Raw genomic sequence first — 25,139 nt, 5'->3', positions numbered from 1 at the left:
ACTATGCATCCAGCCTTCTCGGTCATTTTCCTCACCACCCTGATCGGCGCCGGCCAGGGCCTGTTTCTCGGCCTGTTCGGTGCCGAGGCACTGAGCCTGCTGGGCGTGCTGCCGCCCCCGGGTTCGGACTTCCTGGCCCTGGGCTCCGCGCTCGCGCTGGCCTTCCTGGTGCTTGGGCTGATCGCCTCATTCTTTCACCTGGGGCGGCCGGAACGCGCCTGGCGCACCGCCACCAAGTGGCGCACCTCTTGGCTCTCGCGCGAGGTGATCGTACTCCCGGCGTTCATGGGCGTCGTGTTCCTGTACGGCGCGGCCCATGCGTTCGGGTTCAACCCGGCCCTGGGTACGCTGGCCGGGGATGTCCCCGTCCTGCTGACCGTCGTGCTTGGCGCCATCGGGGCGCTGCTGGCCATCGTGCTGTATGTAACGACCGCGATGATCTACGCCTGCATCAAGTTCCTGCAGGAATGGCACTCCCCGCTGACCGTGGTCAACTACACCGTGCTGGGGGCCGCCAACGGCTTCACCCTGGCGGCCGCCTATGCGGCCTGGGCCGGTGTCCCGCTGGTCGCCTTCCTGGCGACGGTCGCGATCGTCCTGACGCTTCTGGGACTGGGTACCCGCAGCGCATCGCTGGTGCGCAACTCCCGTATCAAGTCGAAGTCCACGCTGCAGACCGCGATCGGGGTGAAGCACCCGAAGATCCAGCAGAAGTCCCAGGGCTTCATGGGCGGGTCATTCAATACGCGGGAATTCTTCCACCACATGTCGGCCGCGTTCCTGCGCGGGATGAAGTGGATCTTCCTGCTGGGTGCATTCGTGGTCCCGGCGATCCTGCTGCTGGTCGTGCTGGTCGCCCGCATCGACCCGGTCAACCTGCTGATCGCCGCGTTCGTGATCCAGTATCTGGGCATGGTCGCCGAGCGCTGGTTCTTCTTCGCCCAGGCCAACCACCCGCAGAACATCTACTACCAGTCGGTGGCCTGAGGACACAGCCGGGGGCGGCCTGACCGCTCCCGGCCCATCCAGGTTCGGGGCCCAGCCCCAAATCGCTCCGATCAGACCGCCGACCAGCCCTCGGTCGTGATCCCCTCACCCAGATCGAGCTCTACCAGGCGGCGGCGCACCTCCAGCAACTTCTCGACCAGGGCCGGTTCGACGTGCTCGTAGGCCTCCGCGTCCGGTACCCGGTTGACCACCACCCCCAGCAGCTCAGTGATCGCGTTGCCGATCGAATTCTGACTGATCGTGACGATCAAGCGGCCCTCGTCGTTGCGGTAAATCAGCTGCTTGAAGGCCGGCTGCCAACGGATCGCATGGGCGTACTTGGCGTCGGTGAAGCAGCGATCGCGCACCTTCTTGGCGGTCTTGAGGAAGTCGTTGTTGAACAGCAGGACCTCCTCCACCGCATCGGGGAAGTGCACGCCCTCGGGCATCGGGGCATTGCGGGTGGAGACCTGCGAGAAGAAGGTGCGGTAGAAGTCCAGAAAGCCCTGCAGGACCGCGTCGTATTCGCGCCAGAAGCGGATGTCCTTCAACGCCTCGACCCCACCCTGGATCTCCCAGCTCGGGAGGCCGTGCGGGTAGCCGGTCAGCGCGAGTCGAGCCTCGTGATCGGGCGCGGGCCGCAGGATCTGCAGGTCCAGGGCGCGGGTAAAGAAGGCCCGGTAGACATCGCGCATATAGGCCTGGAACAGGCTGTGCTGGCCGCCATCGGTCAGGTTGGGGTTACCGGGATCGGCCAGCGGCGCTTCAGCCAGCGTCGCCATCGGAAAGACGATGAAATGGTTGTGCAGCATGCGGATACTGGGCACCCCGGGCGCGGTCAGCGGCCAGGTCGCGTCCAGGCTGGCCTCGCCCGCCAGCACCAGGGCCTCGGCCGGGTCCGGGTACTGCTCCAGCATGTACTCGATGATCACTCCGTTCATCCGGTTCCAGACATGCCGCACCGGCTCCGGCACCTGGGTGCGCCGCACCGGGCGCCCCATCGGGTCGAGGATGGTCTGCGAGGTGTTGTAGATGATAGAGCAGTCGAACTCGTTGCTGTGCCCCAGCGCCTTGCGGTAGAGCAGGAGGTTTTCCGGATTGACCAGCAGCCCGTTGTTGTTCACCAGGTCGGCGAGGTTCTCGGTGCTGTTGAAGAACTCGTTGGGTTTCATGCCCTCCGGGATATCCAGGGGGATGGGCCGAAACGGCGTGGTGATCTCGCGGGGGCCGGCTTGCATAACGGTCGGTGACTCCTTGCAGGGGGCGGGTGTCACATAAGGAAGGGCAGGGTTGTACCGACAACCACAACCCCTGTACTGTAACTTGCGCGGATCGGGAGTGTCTGCAGCGACCATAGCACAACCACCCACTCCTCATAGGAGCGAGAGCATGCGACTGATTCTGTTGGGGGCGCCTGGCGCCGGCAAGGGCACCCAGGCCCAGTACATCTGCGAGAAGTACAACATCCCGCAGATCTCCACCGGCGATATGCTGCGTGCAGCCGTCAAGGCAGGCACCCCACTGGGTCTGAAGGCCAAAGAGGTCATGGATGCTGGCGGCCTGGTCTCCGACGACATCATCCTGGGCCTGGTGAAGGAACGCGTGGAGCAGCCCGATTGCTGCGACACCGGCTTCCTGTTCGATGGCTTCCCGCGCACCATCCCGCAGGCCGAGGCCCTGAAGGAGCAGAACGTGCCGCTCGACTTTGTCGTGGAGGTGGATGTCCCCGACGAAGAGGTGATCCGCCGCATGAGCGGACGGCGGGTACATCCGGGCTCCGGCCGCACCTATCACGTCGAATTCAATCCGCCGAAGGTCGAAGGCAAGGACGACGTCACCGGCGAGGACCTGATCCAGCGCGAAGACGACAACGAAGAAACGGTGCGCAAGCGCCTCGAGGCCTACCACAGCCAGACGCGCCCGCTGGTGGACTTCTACTCGAAGTGGGCGGACAGCGGCGAGCCCGACGCGCCGAAATATGTCCACATCAAGGGAACCGGGTCGGTGGAAGACATCCGCGACCAGATCTTCAAGGCCCTGGGCTAAAAAACGACCCGCCAGGTATTCCGGGCGGGTCGTCTTGATTGGGCCACGGCCCCGCGCCTGCCGCCCCTGGGCCCGGACACGGGACCAGGGGCTTTCTTGCTACTAGCGACCGAGCACCTTGGTCACCTTGTTCTGACGCAGGCGGTAGGCATCCGGCATGCCCGAGCCCAGCAGCGGACGCAGATACATCCGGAAGGCGTCGGTGACGTCGGTGCCCGAGGCATCGATGAACTCGTCCGGCATGACCTTGGTCTTGCCAGCGACGGCCTCCAGCGGCACGTACTCGTAGTCCACCGAATAAAAGCCGGTACGCTTGATCGCGACCGAGCCGTCGCGGCCCTGCCACATCGCAAACTGCACGGCCTTCTCGCCCACTTCCCGGGCCTCGCGCTGGTCGACGTCCGAGACACAGCCAATAAAGGCACGCTGCAGATAGCCGAAGGTGTCGCCGCGTACGCGCTTGACCCCCAGCTTGTCCCGGATCTCGCCACAGAGCATGTCGGCCAGGGCGCCGGTGCCCGAGAGCTGAACATTACCGTGGGCATCCTTCTCCACGTCCTTGGCGAGCTTGGTCGCGATCGGCTCACCGTCCGCGTCATGGATCCCCTCGCTGACCGCGATCACGCAGCGCCCGTAACGGTCCATGGTCGCCTTGACGTCCGACAGGAAGCGGTCGACTTCGAATACGCGTTCGGGCACGTAGATCAGGTGGGGCCCGTCGTCCGGGAATTTCTTCCCGAGGGCGGAGGCCGCGGTCAGGAACCCGGCATGGCGGCCCATGACCACCGCCAGATAGATTCCCGGCAGGGCATAGTTGTCGAGGTTGGCGCCGACGAAGGCCTGGGCCACGAAACGCGCTGCGGACGGGAAGCCCGGCGTATGGTCGTTCTCCACCAGGTCGTTGTCGATCGTCTTCGGGATATGCACGCAACGCATCGGATAGTTGGCCTTGCGCGCCTCCTCGCTGACGATACGCACCGTGTCGGAGGAGTCGTTGCCGCCGATATAGAAGAAGTAGGTGATCTCGTGGGCCTTCAGGACCTTGAAGATCTCCTTGCAGTAGTCGAGATCCGGCTTGTCACGCGTAGAGCCCAGCGCCGAGGAGGGCGTCCGCGCGACCATCTCCAGATTGTGGGTGGTCTCCTGGGTCAGGTCCAGGAACTCCTCGTCGATGATCCCGCGGACCCCGTGGAAGGCCCCGTATACCAGCTCGACGTCGGTAAATTTCCGGGCTTCCAGGACTGCGCCCACCATGGATTGATTGATTACCGCCGTCGGGCCTCCACCCTGGGCGATCAGAACCTTGGCCATCTTCGTCCTCCTTCTGCGACTTTAGTGCGTTCCAACCGTGAATCGGCCGCGCAACGACCGGGCATCTCAGTGACATAAGGCCCGAAGATAGCAAATTCCGCACTCTCCGCACGGAAACGTTTAATTGTATTATCAAAGACTTATTGACCTGCGAGGACCTGAAGGCACAACGGCACCACCAACCCGATGGGTCGGTGGTGCCGGCTCGCAGGCCAGGGGAGGAAGTCGAGGGAGAACTCAGTCGCGCAGATGCTGGTTCACAAAGCGGGTGACCCGGATCATCGCGTCACGAGAGGCGAGATCGTCGGCGAAGGTGCGGTTGCTGCCATTGCGAAAATCGAAGCCGCGGCCAACGCCTGGATATTCGATCCAGGTCACATCACCGCCGCGGCTTTCCAGACCGTCCGCGGCCATCTTCGCGGTCCGGTGGCGCTGATACTGCTCTTCGTCGCCGATCAGGATCATCATCGGGATCTCGAGCTGATTGACCTCGTTGGCGTAGCGATACACCTGGTGCGGCTCGCCGAGGTTCGGGTCCTGCAGGTGCGGGTAGTAGCCGGCCCAGCAGGCAACATCCTCGACCTGCCGCTCAAAGGTCACGGCCACCTTAAGCGTCTTGTAGCCCCCGCGCGTGATGGAGACCAGGCAGGCCCGGTCACCGACGATGTCGTCACGCTCGAGCAGGACATCCAATCCCTTGTTCAGGTCGCCCTCCAGCTCGTAGTCATGATCCAGCGGATGGCTTTCCATGAAACGGCCGGTGTACATGTCCGGCGCCATCACCACGAAGCCGCGCGCGGCCAGGCGCTTCACATGCATGATCGCCAGATCGTCCAGCCCGCGCCGGCCATGGGCCCAGAGGATCGCGGGATAGGCCTCGCCATCGGCGGGGCGCGCCACCAGCGCCGGGATGCCCACGCCGTCGCGCTCATACTCGAATCGCTCGATCTCGACCTCGTGATTCTCGAGATCGGAATACAGCACGCCGTCTTCCCACCAGTCGTCATCCCACCACCAGTTGTCAGAACCGGCGGGTTCATCCGCGGCGAGCGGCGAGACGAGGAGGCTGGTGGCGGCCAGCAGGCAGAACGATCGAAAAGCAGAAACCATGAATCCCGAACCCCTTCTTGTTGGAGCCGCGCAGAAGACCCAACTGGGGGTCCCGCAGCCGTGAGCCACGCCTTCGAGCTTAGAGCAAGTCACGGCGTCCTGCCCAGCACATCGGACCCTAGACCCCGCCCGGAAAACCGAGTTGGCGCCAGGCCTCGTAGACGACCACGGCCACCGCGTTGGAGAGGTTCAGGCTGCGGCTATCGGGCTGCATGGGCAGACGCAATCGCTGTTCGGGAGGCAGTGCGTCGAGTACCGCTTGGGGCAGTCCGCGGGTCTCCGGCCCAAACAACAGGGCATCACCGGACTGGTACCCGGCCTGGTCGTAACGGGCCTGCCCGCGCGTGGTCAGGGCGAACTCGCGCTGCGGCCGGATCGATTCCCGCCACCGTTCGAGGCTGTCATACTCTTGCACCCGGGCCAGCTCGTGATAGTCGAGCCCGGCGCGGCGCGCCCGGGCGCTATCCAGCTCGAAGCCGAGCGGATGGATCAGGTGCAACGCCGCCCCGGTGTTGGCCGCCAGACGAATAATATTGCCCGTGTTCGGCGGGATTTCCGGTTCATAAAGGACGATGTGAAGCATGAGTGATTCGCGCACCGATCCGCGGCTGGCCGTTGATTTCTGCGGGCTGCATTTGAACACGCCGCTGGTGCTGCTGTCCGGCTGTGTCGGCTTTGGCGAGGAATACACCCGGGTCGCCGGGTTCTCCAACCGCGACGCGGGTGCGATCTGCCTGAAGGGCACGACCGGCCAGGCACGACTGGGCAACCCGCCGCACCGCGTCTACGAGACGCCCGACGGCATGCTGAATGCGATCGGCCTGCAGAATCCGGGCGTGGACCGGGTGGTGGACGAGATCCTGCCCGCACTGGATTTCGAGGAGACGCGCTTTTTCGCCAACGTCTCGGGCTCCACGATCGAGGAGTACATCGAGGTCACCCGGCGTTTCGACGACTCGCCGATCGATGCCATCGAGATCAATATCTCCTGCCCCAACGTGAAAGAAGGCGGCGTGGCGTTCGGCAACGACCCGGAGATGTCGGCGCGCGTGGTCGAGGCCTGCCGCTCCGTGACCTCCAAGCCGTTGATCACCAAGCTGTCGCCCAACCAGACCGACATCGCCGAGAATGCCCGCCGCTGCATCGATGCCGGGACCGACGGGTTTGCCGTGATCAACACCCTGATGGGGATGGCCGTCGACGTGGAAAACCGCCGCGCGGTGATCGGCAACAACCAGGGCGGACTCTCCGGCCCGGCGATCAAGCCGATCGCGCTGTTGAAAGTACAGCAGGTCTATCAGGTGGCCGCACCGCATAATGTCCCGATCATCGGCCAGGGCGGCGTGATGAATGCGCGCGACGCGCTGGAATTCCTGATCGCGGGCGCCAGCACCGTGGGCGTGGGTACCGGGCTGTTCTACGATCCGCTGTGCCTGCCGAAGATCCTGGACGGCATCTGCGACTACATGGATCGCCACGGCATCCAGCAGGTCAGCGAGCTGACCGGGAGCCTGCAGCTCAACAGCGCGATCTCCGCCTGCGCCGCCCCGGCCCCGGAAGACCCCACGACCTGACCTGCCCTACTCGTCGTCGATGCCCAGCTCCTGAATCTTGCGAGTCAGGGTGTTGCGGCCCCAGCCCAGCAGGGCAGCGGCCTGCTGGCGATGCCCACCGGTCACATTCAGCGCCTCGCGAATCACCGTACGCTCCAGTTGTGGCAGAACCCGGCCGAGCAGGTCGCGCTCGCCCTGTTGCCAGTGCTGCCGAGCGACCTGGGCCAGCTCGCTGGTCCAGTCACGCGGCGTGGCCATCTGCGCGTCCGACAGGCCTCCGTGGGCCTCCATGGGCGGCGCATCCTGATGCAGCTCGGCCGGAAGGTCGTCCAGGTGCACCTCGCGTCCCGAGGCCATGACCGTCAGCCAGCGACAGGTGTTCTCCAGCTGGCGAACATTACCCGGCCAGGGCAGACGCTGCAGCTCGCGCACCACCTCCGGCCGCATGGTCTTCGCCTCGACCCCCAGTTCGCACGCCACCTCGGCCATGAAGTGCTGCACCAGCAGCGGGATGTCCTCCGGGCGCTCGCGCAACGACGGCACATGGATACGGATCACGTTCAGGCGATGGAACAGATCCTCGCGGAACAGCCCGGCGCGCACGCGCTCCTCGAGGTCCTGGTGAGTGGCGGCGATGATGCGCACATCCACCCGGATCGGGGTATGCCCACCGACGCGATAGAAGGTTCCGTCCGCCAGCACCCGCAGCAAACGCGTCTGCAGGTCGAACGGCATGTCGCCGATCTCGTCGAGGAACAGTGTGCCGCCATCGGCCTGCTCAAAGCGGCCCTTGCGGCTCTGGCTGGCGCCGGTAAAGGCGCCACGCTCATGGCCGAACAGCTCGCTCTCCAGCAGGTCTTTCGGGATCGCGGCGGTGTTCAACGCGATCAATGGCTGATCGGCCCGCGGGCTGTGCTGGTGCAGGGCCCTCGCGACCAGCTCCTTGCCAGTGCCGGACTCGCCGTTGATCAGTACGGTGATATTGCTGCGCGACAGACGCCCGATCGCGCGGAACATCTCCTGCATCGCCGGCGCCTCGCCGATGATGGGGGTGTCCTCGATCCTGGCGCCACCCTCGGCATTTTGCTGCGCAGTCGCCCGCGCCTCCAGCGCACGCTGAACAAGGGCCACGGCCTCGTCGACATCGAACGGCTTGGGCAGATACTCGAAAGCCCCGGTCTGGTAAGCGCCGACCGCGCTCTCGAGATCCGAAAACGCCGTCATGATGATGACCGGTGGCGGATCCGGGCGGGTCTGCATACGGGCGAGAAAATCGAGGCCGTTCAGCCCCGGCATGCGGATGTCGGCCACCACCGTATCCGGGGCCTCGTCAGTCTCCAGCGCAGCCCAGGCCGCGTCGGCCGTCTCGAACCCGCGCACATTGATACCGGCGCGCTGCAGGGCGCGATCCAGCACCCAGCGGATCGAGTCGTCGTCGTCAATGATCCAGACGATGGGGTCCATCAGTTGCCGGCCTCCTTGGCATTTTGGGGTTCGATCGGCAGCAGGATGTCGAACGAGGTGCTGCCCGGTCGCGAACGGCATTCAATGAGTCCGTTGTGCAACTGGATCAGGCTCTGGGCGATGGGCAGGCCCAGGCCGGTGCCCGCGGCGCGGCCGGTCACCATCGGGAAGAAGATGCGCTCGCGGATCTCCTCCGGGATGCCCGGGCCGTTGTCGCGCACGCTCAGGCGTGCCACCAGGCGGTGGCGGTGACCGGAAATGGTGTACTGGCGCAGTACGCGCGAGACCAGGGTGATCTCGCCGCCCTCGCTCAACGCCTGCACCGCGTTCTGCACCAGATTCAGGATGGCCTGCACCAGCATGTCGCGGTCGGCCTGCACATCCGGGATGCTCGGGTCGTAGTCGCCGCGGATCTTCAGACCCAGCGGCAGTTGCACACTGACCAGGCCGCGCACGTGCTCCAGCACCTCGTGGAGGTTTACGGCCTCGAGGCGGGGCAGGTTGTTCGGGCCCAGCATGCGATCCACCAGGCTGCGCAGCCGGTCCGCCTCGCGAATGATGATGCCGGTGTATTCCTTCAGCCCGTCGTCATCCAGCTCGCTGGCCAATAGTTGCGCCGCCCCGCGCAGGCCGCCCAGCGGGTTCTTGATCTCGTGGGCCAGCCCCCGGGTCACCGCACGCGTGATCGCCTGCTGCTTTTGCAGCTGTTCCTCGCGACTGATCCGTTCATGGCGATCAATGGCGTTAAGTTCAAACAAGAGTTGTGGCTCGCGGCCATCGTCACCGCGCAGAGGCGTGATGGTGATGTCCGCCAGGAAGGGCTCGGCGCGCAGTGGCTCCATCTGTCGGGCGCGCAGGGTAATCGGCTGATCGAGTGACAACACCGACCGCAGCCGATTGGACAGGCTGCGGTCGAGCCTGAGGCACTGCCCCAGTCCGTGGCCGACGATACGCTCGCGGCTAAGCCCCAGCAGGACCTCGGCCGCACTGTTCAGGCTGACCAGGCGCAGCTCGCCATCCGTCACCAGCACGGCAGTTGACAGGTCGTCCCACCAGGGCCATGGCGCTGGGGCGGGCTTGGCAACAGGATTGTTCATCAACGGGCCTCAAGCAGGAATCGCGCCAAACAGGGGCACAGCACAGGGTGGATCATCCGCGGGCAGGAAAGCGCCCAAGCACGGCGGCCGTGGCGGCAATCACCAAGCGCCGCCCCATTATAGTGCAAATACGGCACCATATTGGGGCAAAATGCGCACGGAGTTGGTGCGGCCGACTAGTTCTGCGGAATCTGCTGGACCTGGGGCTGGGGTGCGCGCGGGGCCTGGGGGGCCCGAGGGGCCTGCGGGGCGCCGCCCTGGGGGAATTGCTGCGGGCGCTGTTGTTGCTGCTGTTCGCGCGGGATCGCGATGCGCAGCACGTTGAACTGGATGGTGTCGCTGCTGGCGAGCTCCTGCCCGGCGTCGTCTTCTACTCGCGCCTGCAGGCTGTATTCGCCGCGGTTGAGCCCCTCGAAGGTGATACTGGAGCCGGTGCTGTCGCCAGCCTCCTCGCCGTTCAGCAGCCAGACGACGCGATGGCCGGCCTCGGTATCCAGGGCGGGCTCCAGCGCCACCTCGGCGGTGACATTGCCGTCATTGGCACGCACGCCGGCCCCGTCCTCCGGCTGCGTAATCGCGACGCGTTCGTAGCCACTGGCATCGGCCTCTTCTTGCTGAGGCCGCACCGGACGTTCAAGGATCTCGCGGGCACCCTCGAGCGGCACCCCGCGCATGGGCTCACGTACATCGACCGACTCGCTGGCGCTGCCCTCGGGAGGACGGTCGCCAAAGTGCACATTGCCCTGATCGTCAGTCCAGCGATAGACCTCGGCCTGGGTGAGCGCCGGCAGGCACATCGCGACTAGAAACAGCACCCAGACCTTGTTCATCGTCGATCTCCTTGGGCCGAAACCCCCGAGCCACCTACGCGGCACGTACCCACATGCCCTGCACACGGGCGGCGTGCCCCTGCAGCGCAACGAGCCGCTGGCGTTCGGCCTCGCCCGTCGCGCCGGATTCGCGACGACCGATCCAGTCGTCCAGTGCGGCCAGGCGCAGCAATGTCGGTGCGGCCCCGCGCTCGATCGCGGCCAACGGGCGTCTGGCATGGTAGCCCGCAAGCAACGCGCGGTAGGCATCGGCTCGAATCTCGCCGGCCTCGTCCACCGCAATCGCCAATGCGATGCGCGCGAGCTGCCAGAAAGCGGGCACCGGCGCCGGCGGCATCACCAGATCCGCGAGCCCGGCCCCTTCCGAATAGACCCGCACCGAGTGCCAGTAGCTCCCGGCCAGCGGCAGATCCTCGAAACGATAGAGGCTCTGGTGGTGGAGTTCGGCATCCAGCGTCTCCCGCTCGCCGGCCAACAGCGTCTGGCCCAGGGCATCGGCGCGTTCGCGCAATAGCTGCTGCAGCACCCCGCGGCGATAGCCCGTGGCCTCCGGCATCGCACTCGCCGGGTGCAGGGCCTGCCAGCTCGCGGCCCGCTCCCCCAGGGCGTTGAGGCTTCCGGGGCCCTCGGCCGACAGGGGTTCGCGCAATGCCTGACCTTGATCCAGGAAAAGAATCCGCGTCCCGTCGGCATCAGCGGTGGCCAGCGGGCTGATGCCTGCACCCTTCAGGGCCGCCTCGATACCGGAGGCGGCATCCGCCGACAGACGCAGGCACTGCACGGGCTGCCCCGCCAGCAAGGCCTCGCCCTCGCGAAACTCGATGCTCACCCCGCAGGCCTCGGCACAGGCCTGGCAGTCGTGTTCGTTCATTACCATTGGAAAATCACCCAGGACGGCGGTACGAAATCGGGTTCCAGCTCACGCTGACGGCGATCGAGCAGGCCGTCGCCGGTGCTGTCGATCAGGTAGTAGGAGGGACCGGCCGCGGGGATCACCTCCACCATCACCAGTTGCCCGCCCATGCGGTACTCGCGCCGGGTCTCCCCGTCGCGTTCGATGATCACAATGTCGGCCTCTTCCAGGCCCCGCTGCTCGCGCGCGCGTTCGTCGAGCACGGGCGGCGCGGGGTCGGCCTCGGCCTCGTCCGGCATCTCGGGCGGCGGCGGGGCATCGTCCCACTCGCGCTCCTGCTGGGCAATGGCCAGAGCCGGCGCGAGAAGCAGACCGACCAGGAGGGCGGCGGGATAATGGGTGCACTTAGCGGCCATGCTCACAGCTCCATCATGCGTTTCTTTTCTTCCGCGGAAGGCTCGAAGCTGCGCGCCTCGTAATGCTCGAAGATCACGTCCACCACGTCTTCCGGGGCATCCACCAACGAGTATAGCTTCAGGTCCTCGGCATCGATTGTGCCTTCGGACACAAGAGTGTCGTCGAACCAGTGCAGCAGCCCCTTCCAGAATTCGGAGCCGACCAGCACGATCGGGATGCGCCGGGTCTTGCCGGTCTGCACCAGCGTCAGAATCTCCGCCAGTTCGTCCAGCGTGCCAAAACCGCCCGGCAGGACCACATAGGCGGAGGCGTATTTCACGAACATCACCTTGCGCGAGAAGAAGTGGCGAAACCCAAGGCTGATGTCCTGATACGGGTTGGCGCTTTGCTCGTGGGGGAGCTGGATATTCAGGCCGATGCTGGGGGAGCGCCCGGCGAAGGCGCCCTTGTTGGCGGCCTCCATGATGCCCGGGCCGCCGCCACTCACCACCGCGAAGCCGGCATCCGACAGCTGGCGGGCGACTTCTTCGCCCAGTTGGTAATGCGGATGTCCGGGTGGAAAGCGCGCGGAGCCAAAGATGCTCACAGATGGCTTGATGTGCGCCAGGCGCTCGAAGCCCTCCACGAACTCCGCCATGATCTGGAAGATCTTCCAGCTTTCGCGGGTCAGAGCGGAGTCGTCAATCGGGCGCAGGCCGGGGTGTTCGGCGCGTTCGCGGTCGTTCATGCGGAGGGTTCCTCGTGTCGAAGGCCAAGCGTAACGGGCGCCCCGGGTCGGTACAAATGGTCGCGGCACAAAACGGGGCTGTAGAATGGCGCGCACCTTCCGCACGGATACCGCATTGATGTCACAAGCCCCCCTCGTTCTGGTCGACGGTTCGTCGTATCTGTTTCGGGCCTTCCATGCCCTGCCGCCGCTGACCGCACCGGATGGCGCCCCGACCGGGGCGATGATTGGTGTGGCGAACATGCTGCGCAAGCTGCGCGCGGACTACGGCCCGGAACACATGGCGGTGGTGTTCGACGCGAAGGGCAAGACCTTCCGCGACGACATCTACCCGGAATACAAGGCCACCCGCCCGCCGATGCCGGACGAGCTGGCCGCCCAGATCGAGCCGCTGCACGAACTCGTGCGGGCGATGGGCCTGCCACTTTTGTGCGTCGAGGGCGTGGAGGCCGACGACGTGATCGCGACCCTGGCCGATCAGGCCGCCGCAGCCGGGCATGACGTGGTGATCTCCACCGGCGACAAGGACCTCGCCCAGCTGGTGAATGACCGCATCACCCTGGTCAACACCATGAGCGGGGTCACGCTGGACCGCGAGGGCGTACAGGAAAAATTCGGCGTGGCCCCGGAGCAGATCGTCGACTACCTCGCGCTGATGGGCGACAGCGTCGACAACATCCCGGGCGTGGACAAGGTCGGCCCCAAGACCGCGGCCAAGTGGATCGCGAAGTACGGCGATCTCGACACCATCCTCGAGCAGGCCGACGACATCGGCGGCAAGATCGGCGAGAACCTGCGCGCCGCGGCCGAGCGCCTGCCCACCTCGCGCGAACTGATCACGGTCAAGCGCGATGTCGAGCTGGATGCCGGCCCCAACGACCTGAACATCCGCGAGCCGGATCACGAGCGCCTGCTGGAGATGGTGCGCCGCTACGGCTTCACCCGCTGGCGCGCGGAGCTGGAGGGTAGCGAGGACGAGGCCGCTGACGGCAATCCGGGCCCGTCGCAGGCGAAGGGCGACTACCGGACGCTGCGCGAGGAGGCCGAACTGGCCGAGCTGCTGGAGCGTCTGGACAAGGCCGACCGAGTCGCCTTCGACACCGAGACCACGAGCCTCGACGCGATGCGCGCCGAGATCGTCGGCATGTCCTTCGCCTTCGAGCCGGGCACCGCGTGGTATCTGCCGCTGGCCCACACCGGGCCGGACGCCGACCCGCAGCTGCCGCGCGCGGAGACGCTGGAACGTCTGAAGCCCTGGCTGGAATCCGAGGACCACGGCAAGCTGGGCCATCACCTGAAGTACGACCGCAACGTGCTGGGCAATCACGACATCACCCTGCGCGGGATCGTCGACGACACCCTGCTCGAGTCGTTCTGCCTGGACGCCGGGGCCAACCGCCACGACCTCGACTCCCTAGCCGAGCGCCACCTGGACTACAAGACCACGCACTACGAAGACGTGGCCGGCAAGGGGGCGAAGCAGATCCCGTTCGCCGAGGTGGATATCGGCATCGCCACCGATTACGCCGGCGAGGACGCTGATATCTGCCTGCAGCTGGATGCGGTGTTCCAGCCACGTCTGCAGGCGGCCGAAGGCCCCGCGTTTGTCTACCGCGAGATCGAGATGCCGCTGGTCCCGGTGCTGGCGGATATCGAACGCGTCGGCGTAAAGGTGGACCCGGATCGGCTCGGCGAGCAGAGCCAGGAGCTGCTGGCCGAGATGGAGCGCATCGAGCGCGAGGCCTTCGAGGAGGCCGGCGGCGAGTTCAACCTCGGCTCGCCCAAACAGATCCAGGAGATCCTGTTCGAACGCCTGGGCCTGCCGGTACTGCGGCGCACACCCAAGGGCCAGCCCTCCACCGCCGAGGACGTGCTGGAGCAGATGGCGGACGACTACGCCCTGCCGCGCCTGATCCTCGAGCACCGCGGCCTGTCCAAGCTGCGCAGCACCTACACCGAGACCCTGCCCCGGCGCATCCACCCGGAGACCGGTCGGGTGCACACTTCCTATCACCAGGCGGGGGCGGCCACTGGGCGGCTGTCATCCTCGGAGCCGAACCTGCAGAACATCCCGGTGCGCACCGAGGCCGGCCGGCGCATCCGCCGCGCGTTCATCGCGGATGAGGGCCACCAGCTACTGGCGGCAGACTACTCGCAGATCGAGCTGCGCATCATGGCTCACCTGTCGCAGGATGCCGGCCTGCTGAAGGCCTTTGCCGAGGGTCAGGACATCCACCGCGCAACCGCCGCCGAGGTCTTCGGGCTGGACCCGGGGCAGGTCTCCGGCGATCAGCGCCGCGCGGCCAAGGCGATCAACTTCGGCCTGATCTACGGCATGTCCGCCTGGGGCCTGGCGCGCAACCTCGGCATCGAGCAGGGCGAGGCGCGCGAGTACATCGACCGCTACTTCAGCCGCTATCCCGGCGTGCACGACTACATGGAACGGGCGCGCGCCTCCGGGCGCGAGAACGGCTACGTCGAGACCCTGTTCGGCCGCCGCCTGTACCTGCCGGAGATCAACAGCCGCAACGGGGCGCGGCGCCAGCAGTCCGAGCGTGTCGCGATCAACGCCCCGATGCAGGGCACGGCCGCCGACATCATCAAGCGCGCGATGGTACGGGTCGCGCACGACCTCGAGGACACCGGGATTGACGCGCGCATGATCATGCAGGTGCACGACGAACTGGTGTTCGAGGTGGCCGACGCGGCGGTGGAGGACCTGACCACGCTGGTGCGCAAGGCCATGAGCGGGGCCGCCGACCTGGACGTGGAACTGGTCGTAGACGTCGGCGTCGGCGCCAACTGGGACGACGCCCACTAGCCCCCATGCTGGCCCATCGCTTCAACCGAATCGCCGCCTGGCTGGTCGCGCTGCTGCTACTCGCGAGCGCCTGGATGCTGGCCGAACGCTACCTGGACAGTGGCGCCGCCGAGGTGCCGATCGTCCAGCCACAGGCCTGCGACCTGAATGCCGGCCCCTGCAGCACCGCCCTGGCACAGGGCGGCGAGGTGCGCCTGGAGATCACGCCGCGCCCGGTACCGATGCTGCGGGAGCTGACGCTGGACCTGCAGCTGGATGCCGCGGCGCAGACCGCGCTGAACAACCCTGAGGCCCTGGACCTGGACCTGGCCGGAGTCGAAATGTATATGGGCTACCAGCGCCCGCGCCTGGAACACACGGGTGATGGCCGCTACCGCGGCACGACCACGCTGCCGATCTGTACCACCGAATCCATGACCTGGGCAGCCACCGCGATGCCGGCAGGCAAATCCGAGGCCGCCTTCGTACAATTCCGCTTTGTCACTGCCCGCGATCACTGATGAACCCCTTATGAACCGTATCCCCGTCAGCAGTCTCTTCTGGGCCTTCGCGGTGGTCGCCGCAGGTGCTCTGCTGGTGTATGTCACTCTGGAGCCGGGCGAGCCGCCGCCGCGCGATCTTGCAGGTCATGCGCAACTGCCCATCGCCGACGAGGTACAGGGCGGACCGATCGAGCTGCCGGTCGCCACGCACGCGGAGCGCTTCGACCTGGGCGATTACACGGACCAGTACGTCTGGCTGTATTTCGGCTATACGAGCTGCCCGGATGCCTGCCCGACCAGCCTGGGGTGGATTGGCGGGGCGCTGAACCGCTTGCCGGAAGAGTTGCAGGGCCAGGTGAACGGTGTGTTTATCAGCGTCGATCCGGAACGAGATACCGAGGACCGCCTGGCCGATTACGTGGCCCATTTTCATGCCGACATTCACGCGGCCACCGGATCCGAAGAAGACTTGAAGCCCGCCGCTAAGCGCTATGGTGTCTTCTACGAACGCCGCGCAACGGATTCGGCGATGGGCGACATCATCGACCACAGTTCATCGACCTATCTGATCGGGCCCGAAGGCGACTTGCTGGAGATTCACCCTCACGGGACCAGCGCGGCCGATCTGGTCGAGACCCTGAGGGCACACGCCCAGTCCCAGGGAACCGATGACTGACGGGGCAACAGCCACAGGAGCGCTGCATTCAGGAGTGTGAAGCCAATCACGTTCATTTTCGGGAACGGATGGAACTCAAGGCAACTGACGCTTTCTTACGTTACAAGCGCTCTAGCCCAGCGCGAGCCCGCTTCTCTCCCTGAGCGGGCAGGCCTCGCTCCCCCCTGTCGAGGCCGAATCTTGCCCCGGCCCTCCCCAAGGCCGGGGCATTTTTTTGTCTGGGGTTCATGGTTCGCGCCCGGGGCGGGCCACGGTCAGTCTTCGACCGGCTGGAGCCACTCGGTCAACAGGCCGCGCAGGTCATCGACCCCCTGATTTTTCAATGAAGAAAAGGTCTGCAGGGTCGCCTCGATCCCCAAGCCTTCCAGCTCACGCTGGGTCGCGTGCAATTGCTTGTCGGCCGCCTGCCGCGAGAGCTTGTCGGCCTTGGTCAGCAGGCAGTGCAACTGGCAACGCTCCAGCGGCACCCACTCCAGCAGCTGACGGTCGAGCTCGGTCAGGGGACGACGGATGTCCATGATCAGCACCAGCCCTGCCAGGCACTCGCGCGACTGCAGGTAATCCCCCAGCAGCCGATCCCAATGCTGGCGCTGGCCGGCGGACACCTTCGCGTAACCATAGCCGGGCAGATCCACCAGCCGCCATGCCTCGTCCGGCGGCAGGGCGAACAGGTTGATTTCCTGGGTGCGCCCGGGCGTGCGGCCCACCCGGGCCAGGGCCTTGCGCCCGCAGAGGGCATTCAGGGCGCTGGATTTGCCGGCATTCGAGCGCCCGGCGAAGGCAATCTCGATGCCGTCATCCTCCGGGAGCTGCTCGACCTGGGCCACGCCCTTGATAAAGGCGGTCTCGCGAAAACGGGGTTCCATGGGGCGGGGGACGTCCTTGGCCGAGTGCGGAGCTCGGAATATTTTTGAGCGCAATTTAGCATTGTGCTATAAACTGCGCCGCTCAAGGAAACACTGGTCAATGTACACCCTCGCGTTGGTACCCCAGGTTTTCCGAGACAAGGCGCGCCGCTTGCGGGTAGTGGTTCTACCCGCAAGCGGCGCAACGCAGGATCGGGAAACTGGGGTACCAACCCCATAACCCATTACAATGCAGGGGCTCGGCCGCTTTTGCGCGCGAACGGCGTTGCGGCTCCCTTGTGCAGAGTGACTGCACGGCAGTCGCCGCGGCTTGTTCGCATGCAAAAGCGACTCGAGCGCAAGGGTGTACATTGACCAGTGTTTCCTTCATGTTGATCGCCCTGCCAAGGGGCACAAGGAACGCGGGTCCGACCCGGCACGCATTTACATGCAGGAGAATCTTCGATCATGAACCACAAGCTTTCCGCTCTCTTTGCTGCCCTGTCCGTCTCCCTGCTGCTCCCGCTGTCGGCGGCTCAGGCGGGCGATCCTCAGCGCGGCCAGGAAATCTCCCAGTCCTGCGCGGCCTGCCACCAGGCGGACGGCAACTCGACCAACCCGGAGTGGCCGAAGCTCGCGGGCCAGCACCCGAAATACACCGTCAAGCAGCTGCGTGACTTCAAGGAAGGCGAGACCCGCTATGATTCGCTGATGGCGGGCGAAGTCGCGGATCTGGACGAGCAGGATATGCGCGACCTGGCGGCTTACTTCGCCGAGCAGTCCATCACCACCGAAACCGCCGACGAAGACGTCGTCGAACGCGGCGAGCGCATCTACCGTGGCGGCATCCCCTCCCAGAACGTCGCCGCCTGCATCGCATGCCACGGCCCGAATGGCCAGGGCAACCCGGAGGCGATGTTCCCGAAGGTTGCGGGGCAGCACGCCACCTACAGCGCGGACCAGCTTTACAAATTCCGTGACGGAGAGCGTTCCAACGACGCGGGTCGGATGATGCGCAATGTGGTTCAGCGCATGTCCGACGAAGACATCGAGGCCGTGTCACAGTACATGGCCGGGCTGTCGTCCGACTGATCGTGCCGGAGCGCCGTGCAGTCCGGGCGGCGAACCTCCCAGGGAAGGGGCGGCCATAGGCCGCCCCTTTTTTGCTGTCCGGGGCAGACAAATTTTCCGCCACCGGGAATGGAGCGGGGGCTCGGCACGTCAGACAGGTCGGATCAGAGAAACTGGCCAGCTCCAATAACAGGGTTTGCACGAAACTTCCGTGCAGTTTGTCTAGGAAATTGAACCCCGACAGGGGTGCTTCGCATAGTCGCGAAGGTCAACGCAGGTTTCAGCATGTCGAATAACGAACAGGTGGCCGGGTCTGCTCCCGCGACCGGTGCCCGCAGCAAGTCCGCCCGCGCCCCGCGGCGCAGCCGCATCCTGGTCGAGTTCATGGGTTCCATGAGCCTGGCGATCACCCTGCTGGTGGCACTGGCCATCGCCTCCGTAATCGGTACAGTGCTCGTCCAGAACCAGCCCTATACCGACTACCTGATCGACTACGGTCCCTTCTGGCACGAGATCTTTGCCGGCATGGGTCTTTATCAGGTCTATTCCGCCACGTGGTTCCTGCTGATCGTCACCTTCCTGGTGGTCTCCACCTCGTTCTGCGTCTACCGTCAGAGCCCGGGCATCCTGAAGGACCTGCGGCGCTACAACCTGCAGGTGAAGGAAAAGTCCCTGCGCTCGTTCCACTCGAGCGCGACCGGGGAGCTGGACCAGTCGCAGCAAGAATTCATTGATCATGCCCGGCGTGTGCTGAAGGCCCAGGGCTTCAAGGCACGCGAGAAGGAATCCGAGGGCCAGACGGTGATCGCGGCCATGAAGGGCCGCTGGAACCGCCTCGGCTATCTGCTGACCCACGTCGGGATCGTGGTGATCTGCGTGGGCGCGCTGGCAGACGGCTCGACGCTGCTCAAGGCCAAAGAGTGGCTGGGCATCATCGAGATCGAGACCCGGGGCGTCCCGGTGTCCGAAGTACCGCGCTCGGCCTGGGTGCCGGTCTCCAATCCCTCGTTCCGCGGCATGGTCGAAATCCCGGAGGGCTCCTCCGCGGACGTGGTGTTCCTGCCGATGCGCGAGGGCTATTTCGTCCAGCAACTGCCGTTTCGTATCGAGCTGGAAGAGTTCCGAATCGAGCGCTTCTCGACCGGCGCGGAAAGCTCCTACGAGTCGGATCTCGTGATCCATGACCCCAACCGCGACGAGCCGCTGCGGCATACCATCTCGGTCAACCACCCGCTGATCTACAACGGGTACGCGATCTACCAGGCCAGCTTCGCCGATGGCGGCACCCGCCTCGATATCGAGGCGATCCCGCTCGGCGGCGAAGCCCTGCGCTCGCTGGAAGTCCCCGGGCGCGTATTCCAGGAGCAGGAAATCCCGACCCCGCAGGGTGACACGCGCATCATCGAGTTCATCGACTTCAAGGACCAGAATGTCGTACCGCTGCTGAATGAAGAAGGCCAGCGCGAGAACCGTCAGCTGGGCCCGAGCTTCGATTTCCGCCTGATGGATCGCACCGGGCACGGGCTTTACTACCGCAACTACATGCGGCCTGCACTGCAGGAAGGGGCGATGTACTTCCTCAGTGGCGTACGCGAGAGCCCGAGTGACGAGTTCGTGTACCTGTTCCTGCCGGCGGATGCCGATGACTCGCTGGACCGTTTCCGCACCTACCTGGCAATGCTGCACAACGCCGAGGTGCGCAACACCATCGCGCGCGAAGTCGCGGCCGACGATCCCTCCGGCACCGCGATCGCCCAGACGACCTCGGAGCTGATGCGCCTGTTCGCCGAGGGCGGATACGGCGCGGTGCACGCGGAGATTGACCGCCGCGTGCCGGAAGAACAGCGCGAGCAGGTCGGCCAGCTCCTGATGCGGGTGCTGCACGCCGGACTACAGGGCCTGTACATGGAGGTCCTGGAAGACGAGGGTGTGGTCTCGATCCAGGAAGAGGAGCAGCGCTGGCTGGAAGACGCTGTCTCCGCAATCAACGCGATCAGCCTCTACGAGTCACCGTTCTATTTCCACCTGAGCGACTTCGAGCACCGCGAGGCCTCCGGTCTCCAGATTGCGCGCGCCCCGGGGCAAAGCACGGTGTACACCGGCAGCGTGATGCTGATCATCGGGATTTTCCTGATGTTTTACGTGTCGTATCAGCGTCTGTGGATCATCGCCCGACGCCGTGAAGACGGCAGCGGGACGCAGGTGACCATGGCCGGAACCAGTAACCGGCACAAGGTAGAATTCGAGAACCGTTTCGCGCATCTTAAGCGTTGGATCATCGATCAGAAGCCGGCCAACGGCTCGGGCGATGGCCAGAAGTGAATCAACTAATAAGAACGACTAACCGGTAGCAGTCGGAGGAGCGATCCATGTCAGTACCCCATGAGGCCCTGGATTTTGAACGGCCCAGTATCTTCCGGCGCATCCGGCCGCTCGACTGGGCATACTTTGCGCTGGTGCTCGCCGTTGCGGTGATCGCTCACTGGCAGTATGGCCACCTGATGGATCGCTACGACACCGGCGGCCTGATCCTCGCCGCCGGCATGAGTGCCTGGTTGGGCTGGTTCTGGCGCCCCTGGCAGCTCTTTTCGATCATCGTCGCCGCGCTCTCGCTGTTCGGGGTCTGGTTGTACGGTGACGATCTGGCCCGGGGCAGCACCAACTTCTGGCTGAACTACATTGGCTCCGGCCAGGCCGGTGTGATGTGGATGAGCGTGATGCTCTACATGGCCACCGCGACCTACATCCTCGGCCTGTTCAGCAAATCCGACTTCCCGTCGCGCCTCGGGGCCGCTTTCGCCTGGATCGGCTCGGGCGCCGGCATGATGGCGCTGATGGTGCGCTGGCGCGAGATCTACCTGACCGACCCCAGCTGGGGCTACATCCCGGTGTCCAACCTCTACGAGGTATTCATCCTGCTGGCGGTAATGACCACGCTCATGTACCTGTACTACGAGCAGCGCACCGGTCAGCGCACCATGGGCGCCTTCGTGATGCTGGTGATCGCCGCCTCGGTGACTTTCCTGCTGTGGTACATGTGGGACCGCCAGGCGCACGAGATCGAACCGCTGGTGCCGGCCCTCAACTCCTGGTGGATGAAGATCCACGTACCGACCAACTTCGTCGGCTACGGCGGCTTTGCCATCGCGGCCATGCTGGGTGTGGCCTACCTGATCAAGCACCGTTTCGAGCGCACCCGGCCGGATGCCGCGATCACCCATCGGCTGCCCAGCAAGGATGCGCTGGACAGTGTGATGTACAAGGCCATCGCGATCGGTTTCGCCTTCTTCACCATCGCCACCGTACTGGGCGCGATGTGGGCGGCCGAGGCCTGGGGCGGCTACTGGACCTGGGATCCGAAGGAGACCTGGAGCCTGATTCTGTGGCTGACCTACGCGTCCTGGCTGCATATGCGCTTCACCAAGGGCTGGCGCGGCCCGGTCATGGCCTGGTGGGCCATCATCGGTCTGTTCGTGACCACCTTCACCTTCCTGGGCGTGAATATGTTCCTGTCCGGGCTGCATTCCTACGGAGAGCTGTAAATGAGGCGTCGTGATTTCCTGGGTGCCATGGGCGGTGCCGGATTGCTGCTGGCAACCGGCACCAGCCTGGCCCGCGAATACCGGGATGGTCAGAACTTCCGCACCATCCAGCCGCCGGTCGACACCGGCCTGGAGGATGGCAAGATCCAGGTGGTCGAGGTCTTCTGGTATGGCTGCCCGCACTGCTACTCGTTCGAGCCCTATGTGCAGGAGTGGCAGAAGGGGCTGGATGACGATGTCGAGTTCGTCTATCTGCCCGCGCCGATGAACGATGTCTGGGCCCTGCATGCGCGCGTCTTCTACACCGCACAGAAGCTGGAAGTGCTGAACGAGGTCCATCAACCGTTCTACGACGCCATCCATGACCAGGGTCGCGAGCTGCGCTCGGAAAGCGCCATCCTGCGCTTTATCAACCAGCGCGGCCTCGACGCCGACGAGTTCCGCGAGGTGATGCGCTCCGAGGAGATCCGCCGCAAGGTCACCGAGGCCGGCCAGGACGTTCAGGAGTACGGCGTCGAGGGTGTGCCCACCCTGGTCATCGACGGCGAGGCCGTGGTCTCGGCCAGCATGACGCGCAGCCACGAGGAGATGCTCGACGTCGCCGATTTCCTGATCGAACGGGCCCGGGGCTGACCCCGCCCATGTCCAGGGTCCAGCGTCGGGTGGCGTAACGCGTGAGCACAACCGTCACTACGGCCCAGCGACTGGTCGAATGCCTGGAACAGGAACAGGTCGAGCGCGTGTTCGGCCTGCCGGGCGAAGAGAACATGGCCGTTCTCGACGCCCTGGCCGATTCCCCCATCGAGTTCATCACTACGCGCCACGAGCAGGGCGCGGCCTTCATGGCCGACGTCCATGGTCGCCTGTCCGGCCGTGCCGGGGTCTGCCTGGCGACCCTTGGCCCGGGGGCGACCAACCTGATCACCGGTGTCGCCGATGCCAACATGGATCACGCCCCGCTGGTCGCGATCGCGGGCCAGGCCAGCACTCACCGGCTGCACAAGGAGTCGCACCAGGTCCTTGACCTGAAGGGCCTGTTCCAGCCGATCACCAAGTACAGCTCCAGCGTGGTCGAGCCCGAGATACTGCCGGAGGTTGTCCGCAAAGCCTTCAAGTGGGCCGAGGGCGGCAAGCCCGGCGCCAGCTTCATTGAACTTCCGGAAAACGTGGCCGCCCTGCCATGCCCCAACCCGCCACTCCCGGTCCATGCCGGACCCGAGGCGGTGCCGGCCGAGGCCTCCCTGGAGGCCGCGGCGAAGTTGCTCAACGAGGCCCAGCATCCGCTGATCCTGGCGGGCAACGGCGTCATCCGCTCGGGAGCCAGCGGAGCCCTTTCGCAGCTGGCCTCCGCGCTGAATATCCCGGTCGCGAACACCTTCATGGCCAAGGGCGTGTTGCCGTTCCGCCACCCGCTGGCCCTGGGCTCGGTGGGCCTGCAAAGCCAGGATTTCGTCAATTTCGGCTTTCACAAGGCCGACGTCATCGTCTGTATCGGCTACGACCTGGTGGAATATCCACCCAGGCTCTGGCACCCGACCGGCGACCGGACGCTGATCCACATCGACTCCGCCCCGGCCGAGGTCGATGGCCACTACAATGTCTCATCCGAGGTGATCGGCGACCTAAATACCTGCCTCGCCCGCCTCACGGATCTCGTGGACCCGCGCGAGGAGACCATCCTGCGCCCGCTGCGCCAGAACCTGATCGACGACATGAACGAGCATCGCGAGGACACCCAGTTCCCGCTGAAGCCGCAGAAGTTGATCTGGGACCTTCGCACCGCGGCCGAGCTCGACGCCGTGGTGATTACCGATGTCGGGGCGCACAAGCTCTGGATGGCGCGCATGTTCCGCTGCGAGCTCCCCAACACCTGCCTGATCTCGAACGGGTTCGCCAGCATGGGCATCGCGCTGCCGGGAGCGATCGCGGCGGCGGCGCTCTACCCCGAACGCCAGGTGATCGCGGTCACCGGAGACGCCGGCTTCCTGATGAATGTGCAGGAACTGGAAACGGCGGTGCGCCTGAACCAGAGCTTTGTCGTGCTGATCTGGAACGATAATGCGTACGGCCTGATCGAGTGGAAGCAGGTGCGCGAGTACGGGCGCAAGGCCTTCGTCGATTTCGGCAACCCGGATTTTGTCCAGCTGGCGCACTCGTTCGGCGCCAGCGGTGTGCGCATCGGCCCGGGCGACAGCCTGGAGGCCGCCCTGCGCGAGGCCCTCGCCACCCCCGGTGTCACCATCATCGACTGCCCGGTCGACTACAGCGAAAACCTGAAGCTGACGGAACGTTTGGGCGAGTTGGTCTGTCCATTCTAGGTAGTATCCGGGCGGACCTTCCGCCGTTCTCTGGGGAACAAAGCAGTATGACGGCCACGGCCAGCGGCAAGCATGCCGAACCCGTTCGCGCACAACCGGCCTCGCCGGAGGTACGCGGACTGACCTATCAGCACGACCAGGGCGCGCAGCGCCTGCGCCTGTTGAGTTTCAATGCCCAGGTGGGCATCCCCTCGTCGCGCCTGCACCACTATCTGACCAACTCCTGGAAGCACGTCCTTCCCTATAAGGGGCGGATCGGCAACCTGGATCGCGTGGCGCGTTTCATCTCCGACTTCGACATCGTCGGCGTCCAGGAGCTGGACGGTGGCAGCCTGCGCTCGAACTTCGTGGACCTGGCCTCCTATCTGTCGGAAAAGGCCCGCTTCCCGCATACCTACAATCGCATCAACCGCAATCTCGGCCAGTTCGCCAAACACTCGCTGGCCTTGTTTTCGCGGCTGGAGCCGGAACGGGTCGAGATGCACCGCCTGCCCGGGCCGCTGCCGGGGCGCGGGGCCATCGAGGCCCGTTACGCAATGGAAAATGGCGAGGAGCTGGTGCTGTTTCTGCTGCACCTGGCACTCGGCCGGCGCGCACGCCAGGCCCAGCTGGACTACGTCGCCGAACGGATCCAGTCGGAACGCCACGCCGTGGTGATGGGGGATCTCAACTGCCAGCAGGACAGCCTGGAGATCCGGCGTCTGGTCGCCCGTACCGGGCTGCTGGAGCCGATCAGCTGCCCGGCCACCTACCCCTCCTGGGATCCGCGCCTCGTGTTCGACCACATCCTGCTGACCCCGGACCTGCATGTCAGCGACATGCGCGTGTACAACGTGGCCCTGTCCGACCACCTCCCGGTCGGTATCGAGATCGAGCTGCCAGCCGCCCAGTCGCTGCACGGAACCCGCCACACCGCCTGAGTCCCATCGCTGGCGTCCGCGTCGCGGACGCGGTTAAATGATCCCGGCACGTCCAGACCCCACAGCCCT

Annotated in this window: 22 protein-coding genes and 1 pseudogene; 12 read left to right on the top strand and 11 right to left on the bottom strand. The window is 65.3% G+C overall.

Annotation, left to right across the window (positions count from 1 at the left end; translation table 11 throughout):
• Positions 1-3: 3 nt before the first annotated feature.
• Positions 4-987 (top strand): DmsC/YnfH family molybdoenzyme membrane anchor subunit, encoded by a 984-nt coding sequence (locus C936_RS0102505; protein ID WP_012981473.1) that lies wholly within the window; start codon positions 4-6, stop codon positions 985-987.
• Positions 988-1,058: 71 nt separating this feature from the next.
• Here the strand turns inward: C936_RS0102505 and C936_RS0102500 are convergent, their stop codons facing one another.
• Positions 1,059-2,225 carry a hypothetical protein gene (locus C936_RS0102500; RefSeq protein ID WP_018139788.1) on the bottom strand — a complete coding sequence of 389 codons (1,167 nt, stop codon included), beginning with the start codon at positions 2,223-2,225 and terminating at the stop codon, positions 1,059-1,061.
• 151 nt (positions 2,226-2,376) lie between these two features.
• Between C936_RS0102500 and adk the strand changes: the two genes are divergently transcribed.
• Complete coding sequence (gene adk, locus C936_RS0102495) at positions 2,377-3,033, top strand: adenylate kinase (RefSeq protein WP_018649153.1); 657 nt, start codon at positions 2,377-2,379, stop codon at positions 3,031-3,033.
• Between the two features lie 102 nt (positions 3,034-3,135).
• On the opposite strand, the gene C936_RS0102490 is transcribed toward adk, so the two are convergent.
• The 3 genes from C936_RS0102490 to C936_RS0102480 form a co-directional block, all read right to left on the bottom strand.
• Positions 3,136-4,344: a 6-phosphofructokinase gene (locus tag C936_RS0102490; RefSeq protein ID WP_012981470.1), complete on the bottom strand. Its 1,209-nt coding sequence runs from the start codon at positions 4,342-4,344 to the stop codon at positions 3,136-3,138.
• A gap of 237 nt (positions 4,345-4,581) precedes the next feature.
• The gene (locus C936_RS0102485) at positions 4,582-5,454 is read right to left on the bottom strand and encodes a dienelactone hydrolase family protein (protein WP_018649152.1); all 873 of its coding nucleotides are present in this window, start codon (positions 5,452-5,454) and stop codon (positions 4,582-4,584) included.
• Positions 5,455-5,572: 118 nt separating this feature from the next.
• A complete protein-coding gene (locus C936_RS0102480; RefSeq protein ID WP_018649151.1) occupies positions 5,573-6,037 on the bottom strand; it encodes a tRNA (cytidine(34)-2'-O)-methyltransferase in 465 nt (154 codons plus the stop codon).
• Between C936_RS0102480 and C936_RS0102475 the strand changes: the two genes are divergently transcribed.
• Positions 6,036-7,028, top strand: coding sequence for a dihydroorotate dehydrogenase (locus tag C936_RS0102475; RefSeq protein ID WP_018649150.1), 993 nt, complete (start codon positions 6,036-6,038; stop codon positions 7,026-7,028). The two genes, C936_RS0102480 and C936_RS0102475, sit on opposite strands and share 2 nt — an antisense overlap.
• Positions 7,029-7,034: 6 nt before the next feature.
• Here C936_RS0102475 and ntrC read toward each other — a convergent pair whose 3' ends face one another.
• From ntrC to C936_RS0102445, 6 genes are all read right to left on the bottom strand, one after another.
• Positions 7,035-8,471: a nitrogen regulation protein NR(I) gene (gene ntrC / locus C936_RS0102470; RefSeq protein ID WP_018649149.1), complete on the bottom strand. Its 1,437-nt coding sequence runs from the start codon at positions 8,469-8,471 to the stop codon at positions 7,035-7,037.
• A complete protein-coding gene (glnL, locus tag C936_RS0102465) occupies positions 8,471-9,568 on the bottom strand; it encodes a nitrogen regulation protein NR(II) (RefSeq protein WP_012981465.1) in 1,098 nt (365 codons plus the stop codon). The genes ntrC and glnL overlap by 1 nt, the downstream gene beginning before the upstream one ends.
• Before the next feature lie 176 nt (positions 9,569-9,744).
• On the bottom strand, positions 9,745-10,398 hold the full coding sequence (locus C936_RS0102460) for a DUF4124 domain-containing protein (protein WP_012981464.1): 654 nt from the start codon (positions 10,396-10,398) through the stop codon (positions 9,745-9,747).
• Between the two features lie 34 nt (positions 10,399-10,432).
• A complete protein-coding gene (locus tag C936_RS0102455; protein WP_012981463.1) occupies positions 10,433-11,269 on the bottom strand; it encodes a hypothetical protein in 837 nt (278 codons plus the stop codon).
• Positions 11,269-11,667, bottom strand: coding sequence for a DUF2782 domain-containing protein (locus C936_RS0102450; protein WP_012981462.1), 399 nt, complete (start codon positions 11,665-11,667; stop codon positions 11,269-11,271). Before C936_RS0102450 ends, C936_RS0102455 begins: the two co-directional genes overlap by 1 nt.
• Positions 11,668-11,669: 2 nt before the next feature.
• Positions 11,670-12,395, bottom strand: a complete 726-nt coding sequence (locus C936_RS0102445; RefSeq protein ID WP_012981461.1) for a TIGR00730 family Rossman fold protein — start codon at positions 12,393-12,395, stop codon at positions 11,670-11,672.
• Positions 12,396-12,513: 118 nt separating this feature from the next.
• On the opposite strand from C936_RS0102445, the gene polA reads away from it, so the two are divergent.
• The 3 genes from polA to C936_RS0102430 are packed head-to-tail and all read left to right on the top strand — an operon-like array spanning position 12,514 to position 16,374.
• Positions 12,514-15,216 (top strand): DNA polymerase I, encoded by a 2,703-nt coding sequence (gene polA, locus C936_RS0102440; protein WP_026278801.1) that lies wholly within the window; start codon positions 12,514-12,516, stop codon positions 15,214-15,216.
• A gap of 5 nt (positions 15,217-15,221) precedes the next feature.
• The gene (locus C936_RS0102435; protein ID WP_018175092.1) at positions 15,222-15,716 is read left to right on the top strand and encodes a hypothetical protein; all 495 of its coding nucleotides are present in this window, start codon (positions 15,222-15,224) and stop codon (positions 15,714-15,716) included.
• Positions 15,717-15,726: 10 nt separating this feature from the next.
• Complete coding sequence (locus tag C936_RS0102430) at positions 15,727-16,374, top strand: SCO family protein (protein WP_018139782.1); 648 nt, start codon at positions 15,727-15,729, stop codon at positions 16,372-16,374.
• A gap of 254 nt (positions 16,375-16,628) precedes the next feature.
• Here C936_RS0102430 and yihA read toward each other — a convergent pair whose 3' ends face one another.
• On the bottom strand, positions 16,629-17,240 hold the full coding sequence (gene yihA, locus C936_RS0102425; RefSeq protein ID WP_012981457.1) for a ribosome biogenesis GTP-binding protein YihA/YsxC: 612 nt from the start codon (positions 17,238-17,240) through the stop codon (positions 16,629-16,631).
• Positions 17,241-17,687: 447 nt separating this feature from the next.
• Between yihA and C936_RS0102420 the strand changes: the two genes are divergently transcribed.
• The 6 genes and pseudogenes from C936_RS0102420 to C936_RS0102395 all read left to right on the top strand — a co-directional run bounded on the left by C936_RS0102420 (position 17,688) and on the right by C936_RS0102395 (position 25,070).
• Positions 17,688-18,311 (top strand): cytochrome c, encoded by a 624-nt coding sequence (locus tag C936_RS0102420; protein WP_012981456.1) that lies wholly within the window; start codon positions 17,688-17,690, stop codon positions 18,309-18,311.
• Positions 18,312-18,575: 264 nt separating this feature from the next.
• A pseudogene (locus C936_RS0102415) lies at positions 18,576-20,634 on the top strand (cytochrome c biogenesis protein ResB).
• 25 nt (positions 20,635-20,659) lie between these two features.
• Entirely contained in the window at positions 20,660-21,832 is a 1,173-nt protein-coding gene (gene ccsB, locus C936_RS0102410) for a c-type cytochrome biogenesis protein CcsB (protein ID WP_012981454.1), read from the top strand.
• Positions 21,833-22,465: a thiol:disulfide interchange protein DsbA/DsbL gene (locus C936_RS0102405; RefSeq protein WP_018139781.1), complete on the top strand. Its 633-nt coding sequence runs from the start codon at positions 21,833-21,835 to the stop codon at positions 22,463-22,465. It abuts the gene before it with no gap.
• Positions 22,466-22,506: 41 nt separating this feature from the next.
• Positions 22,507-24,150, top strand: coding sequence for an acetolactate synthase large subunit (locus C936_RS0102400; protein ID WP_012981452.1), 1,644 nt, complete (start codon positions 22,507-22,509; stop codon positions 24,148-24,150).
• A gap of 47 nt (positions 24,151-24,197) precedes the next feature.
• Positions 24,198-25,070, top strand: a complete 873-nt coding sequence (locus C936_RS0102395; RefSeq protein ID WP_012981451.1) for an endonuclease/exonuclease/phosphatase family protein — start codon at positions 24,198-24,200, stop codon at positions 25,068-25,070.
• Positions 25,071-25,139: the final 69 nt, after the last annotated feature.

Origin of the sequence: Thioalkalivibrio sp. ALJ4 (assembly GCF_000377225.1) — a bacterium.
Taxonomy (GTDB): domain Bacteria; phylum Pseudomonadota; class Gammaproteobacteria; order Ectothiorhodospirales; family Ectothiorhodospiraceae; genus Thioalkalivibrio.
The sequence above is the reverse complement of the archived record's forward strand: the minus strand, read 5'-3'. Positions and strand labels throughout refer to the sequence as shown.

Excerpts from the sequence above, each read along its gene's own strand:
- C936_RS0102460 (WP_012981464.1), bottom strand. The coding sequence starts at position 10,398 with ATGAACAAGGTCTGGGTGCTGTTTCTAGTCGCGATGTGCCTGCCGGCG.
- C936_RS0102445 (WP_012981461.1), bottom strand. The coding sequence starts at position 12,395 with ATGAACGACCGCGAACGCGCCGAACACCCCGGCCTGCGCCCGATTGAC.
- glnL (WP_012981465.1), bottom strand. The coding sequence starts at position 9,568 with ATGAACAATCCTGTTGCCAAGCCCGCCCCAGCGCCATGGCCCTGGTGG.
- C936_RS0102505 (WP_012981473.1), top strand. The coding sequence starts at position 4 with ATGCATCCAGCCTTCTCGGTCATTTTCCTCACCACCCTGATCGGCGCC.
- C936_RS0102395 (WP_012981451.1), top strand. The coding sequence starts at position 24,198 with ATGACGGCCACGGCCAGCGGCAAGCATGCCGAACCCGTTCGCGCACAA.
- C936_RS0102475 (WP_018649150.1), top strand. The coding sequence starts at position 6,036 with ATGAGTGATTCGCGCACCGATCCGCGGCTGGCCGTTGATTTCTGCGGG.
- C936_RS0102455 (WP_012981463.1), bottom strand. The coding sequence starts at position 11,269 with ATGAACGAACACGACTGCCAGGCCTGTGCCGAGGCCTGCGGGGTGAGC.
- C936_RS0102480 (WP_018649151.1), bottom strand. The coding sequence starts at position 6,037 with ATGCTTCACATCGTCCTTTATGAACCGGAAATCCCGCCGAACACGGGC.
- C936_RS0102420 (WP_012981456.1), top strand. The coding sequence starts at position 17,688 with ATGAACCACAAGCTTTCCGCTCTCTTTGCTGCCCTGTCCGTCTCCCTG.
- ntrC (WP_018649149.1), bottom strand. The coding sequence starts at position 8,471 with ATGGACCCCATCGTCTGGATCATTGACGACGACGACTCGATCCGCTGG.
- adk (WP_018649153.1), top strand. The coding sequence starts at position 2,377 with ATGCGACTGATTCTGTTGGGGGCGCCTGGCGCCGGCAAGGGCACCCAG.
- C936_RS0102485 (WP_018649152.1), bottom strand. The coding sequence starts at position 5,454 with ATGGTTTCTGCTTTTCGATCGTTCTGCCTGCTGGCCGCCACCAGCCTC.
- C936_RS0102430 (WP_018139782.1), top strand. The coding sequence starts at position 15,727 with ATGAACCGTATCCCCGTCAGCAGTCTCTTCTGGGCCTTCGCGGTGGTC.
- polA (WP_026278801.1), top strand. The coding sequence starts at position 12,514 with ATGTCACAAGCCCCCCTCGTTCTGGTCGACGGTTCGTCGTATCTGTTT.
- C936_RS0102435 (WP_018175092.1), top strand. The coding sequence starts at position 15,222 with ATGCTGGCCCATCGCTTCAACCGAATCGCCGCCTGGCTGGTCGCGCTG.
- C936_RS0102500 (WP_018139788.1), bottom strand. The coding sequence starts at position 2,225 with ATGCAAGCCGGCCCCCGCGAGATCACCACGCCGTTTCGGCCCATCCCC.
- C936_RS0102405 (WP_018139781.1), top strand. The coding sequence starts at position 21,833 with ATGAGGCGTCGTGATTTCCTGGGTGCCATGGGCGGTGCCGGATTGCTG.
- C936_RS0102490 (WP_012981470.1), bottom strand. The coding sequence starts at position 4,344 with ATGGCCAAGGTTCTGATCGCCCAGGGTGGAGGCCCGACGGCGGTAATC.
- ccsB (WP_012981454.1), top strand. The coding sequence starts at position 20,660 with ATGTCAGTACCCCATGAGGCCCTGGATTTTGAACGGCCCAGTATCTTC.
- C936_RS0102450 (WP_012981462.1), bottom strand. The coding sequence starts at position 11,667 with ATGGCCGCTAAGTGCACCCATTATCCCGCCGCCCTCCTGGTCGGTCTG.
- yihA (WP_012981457.1), bottom strand. The coding sequence starts at position 17,240 with ATGGAACCCCGTTTTCGCGAGACCGCCTTTATCAAGGGCGTGGCCCAG.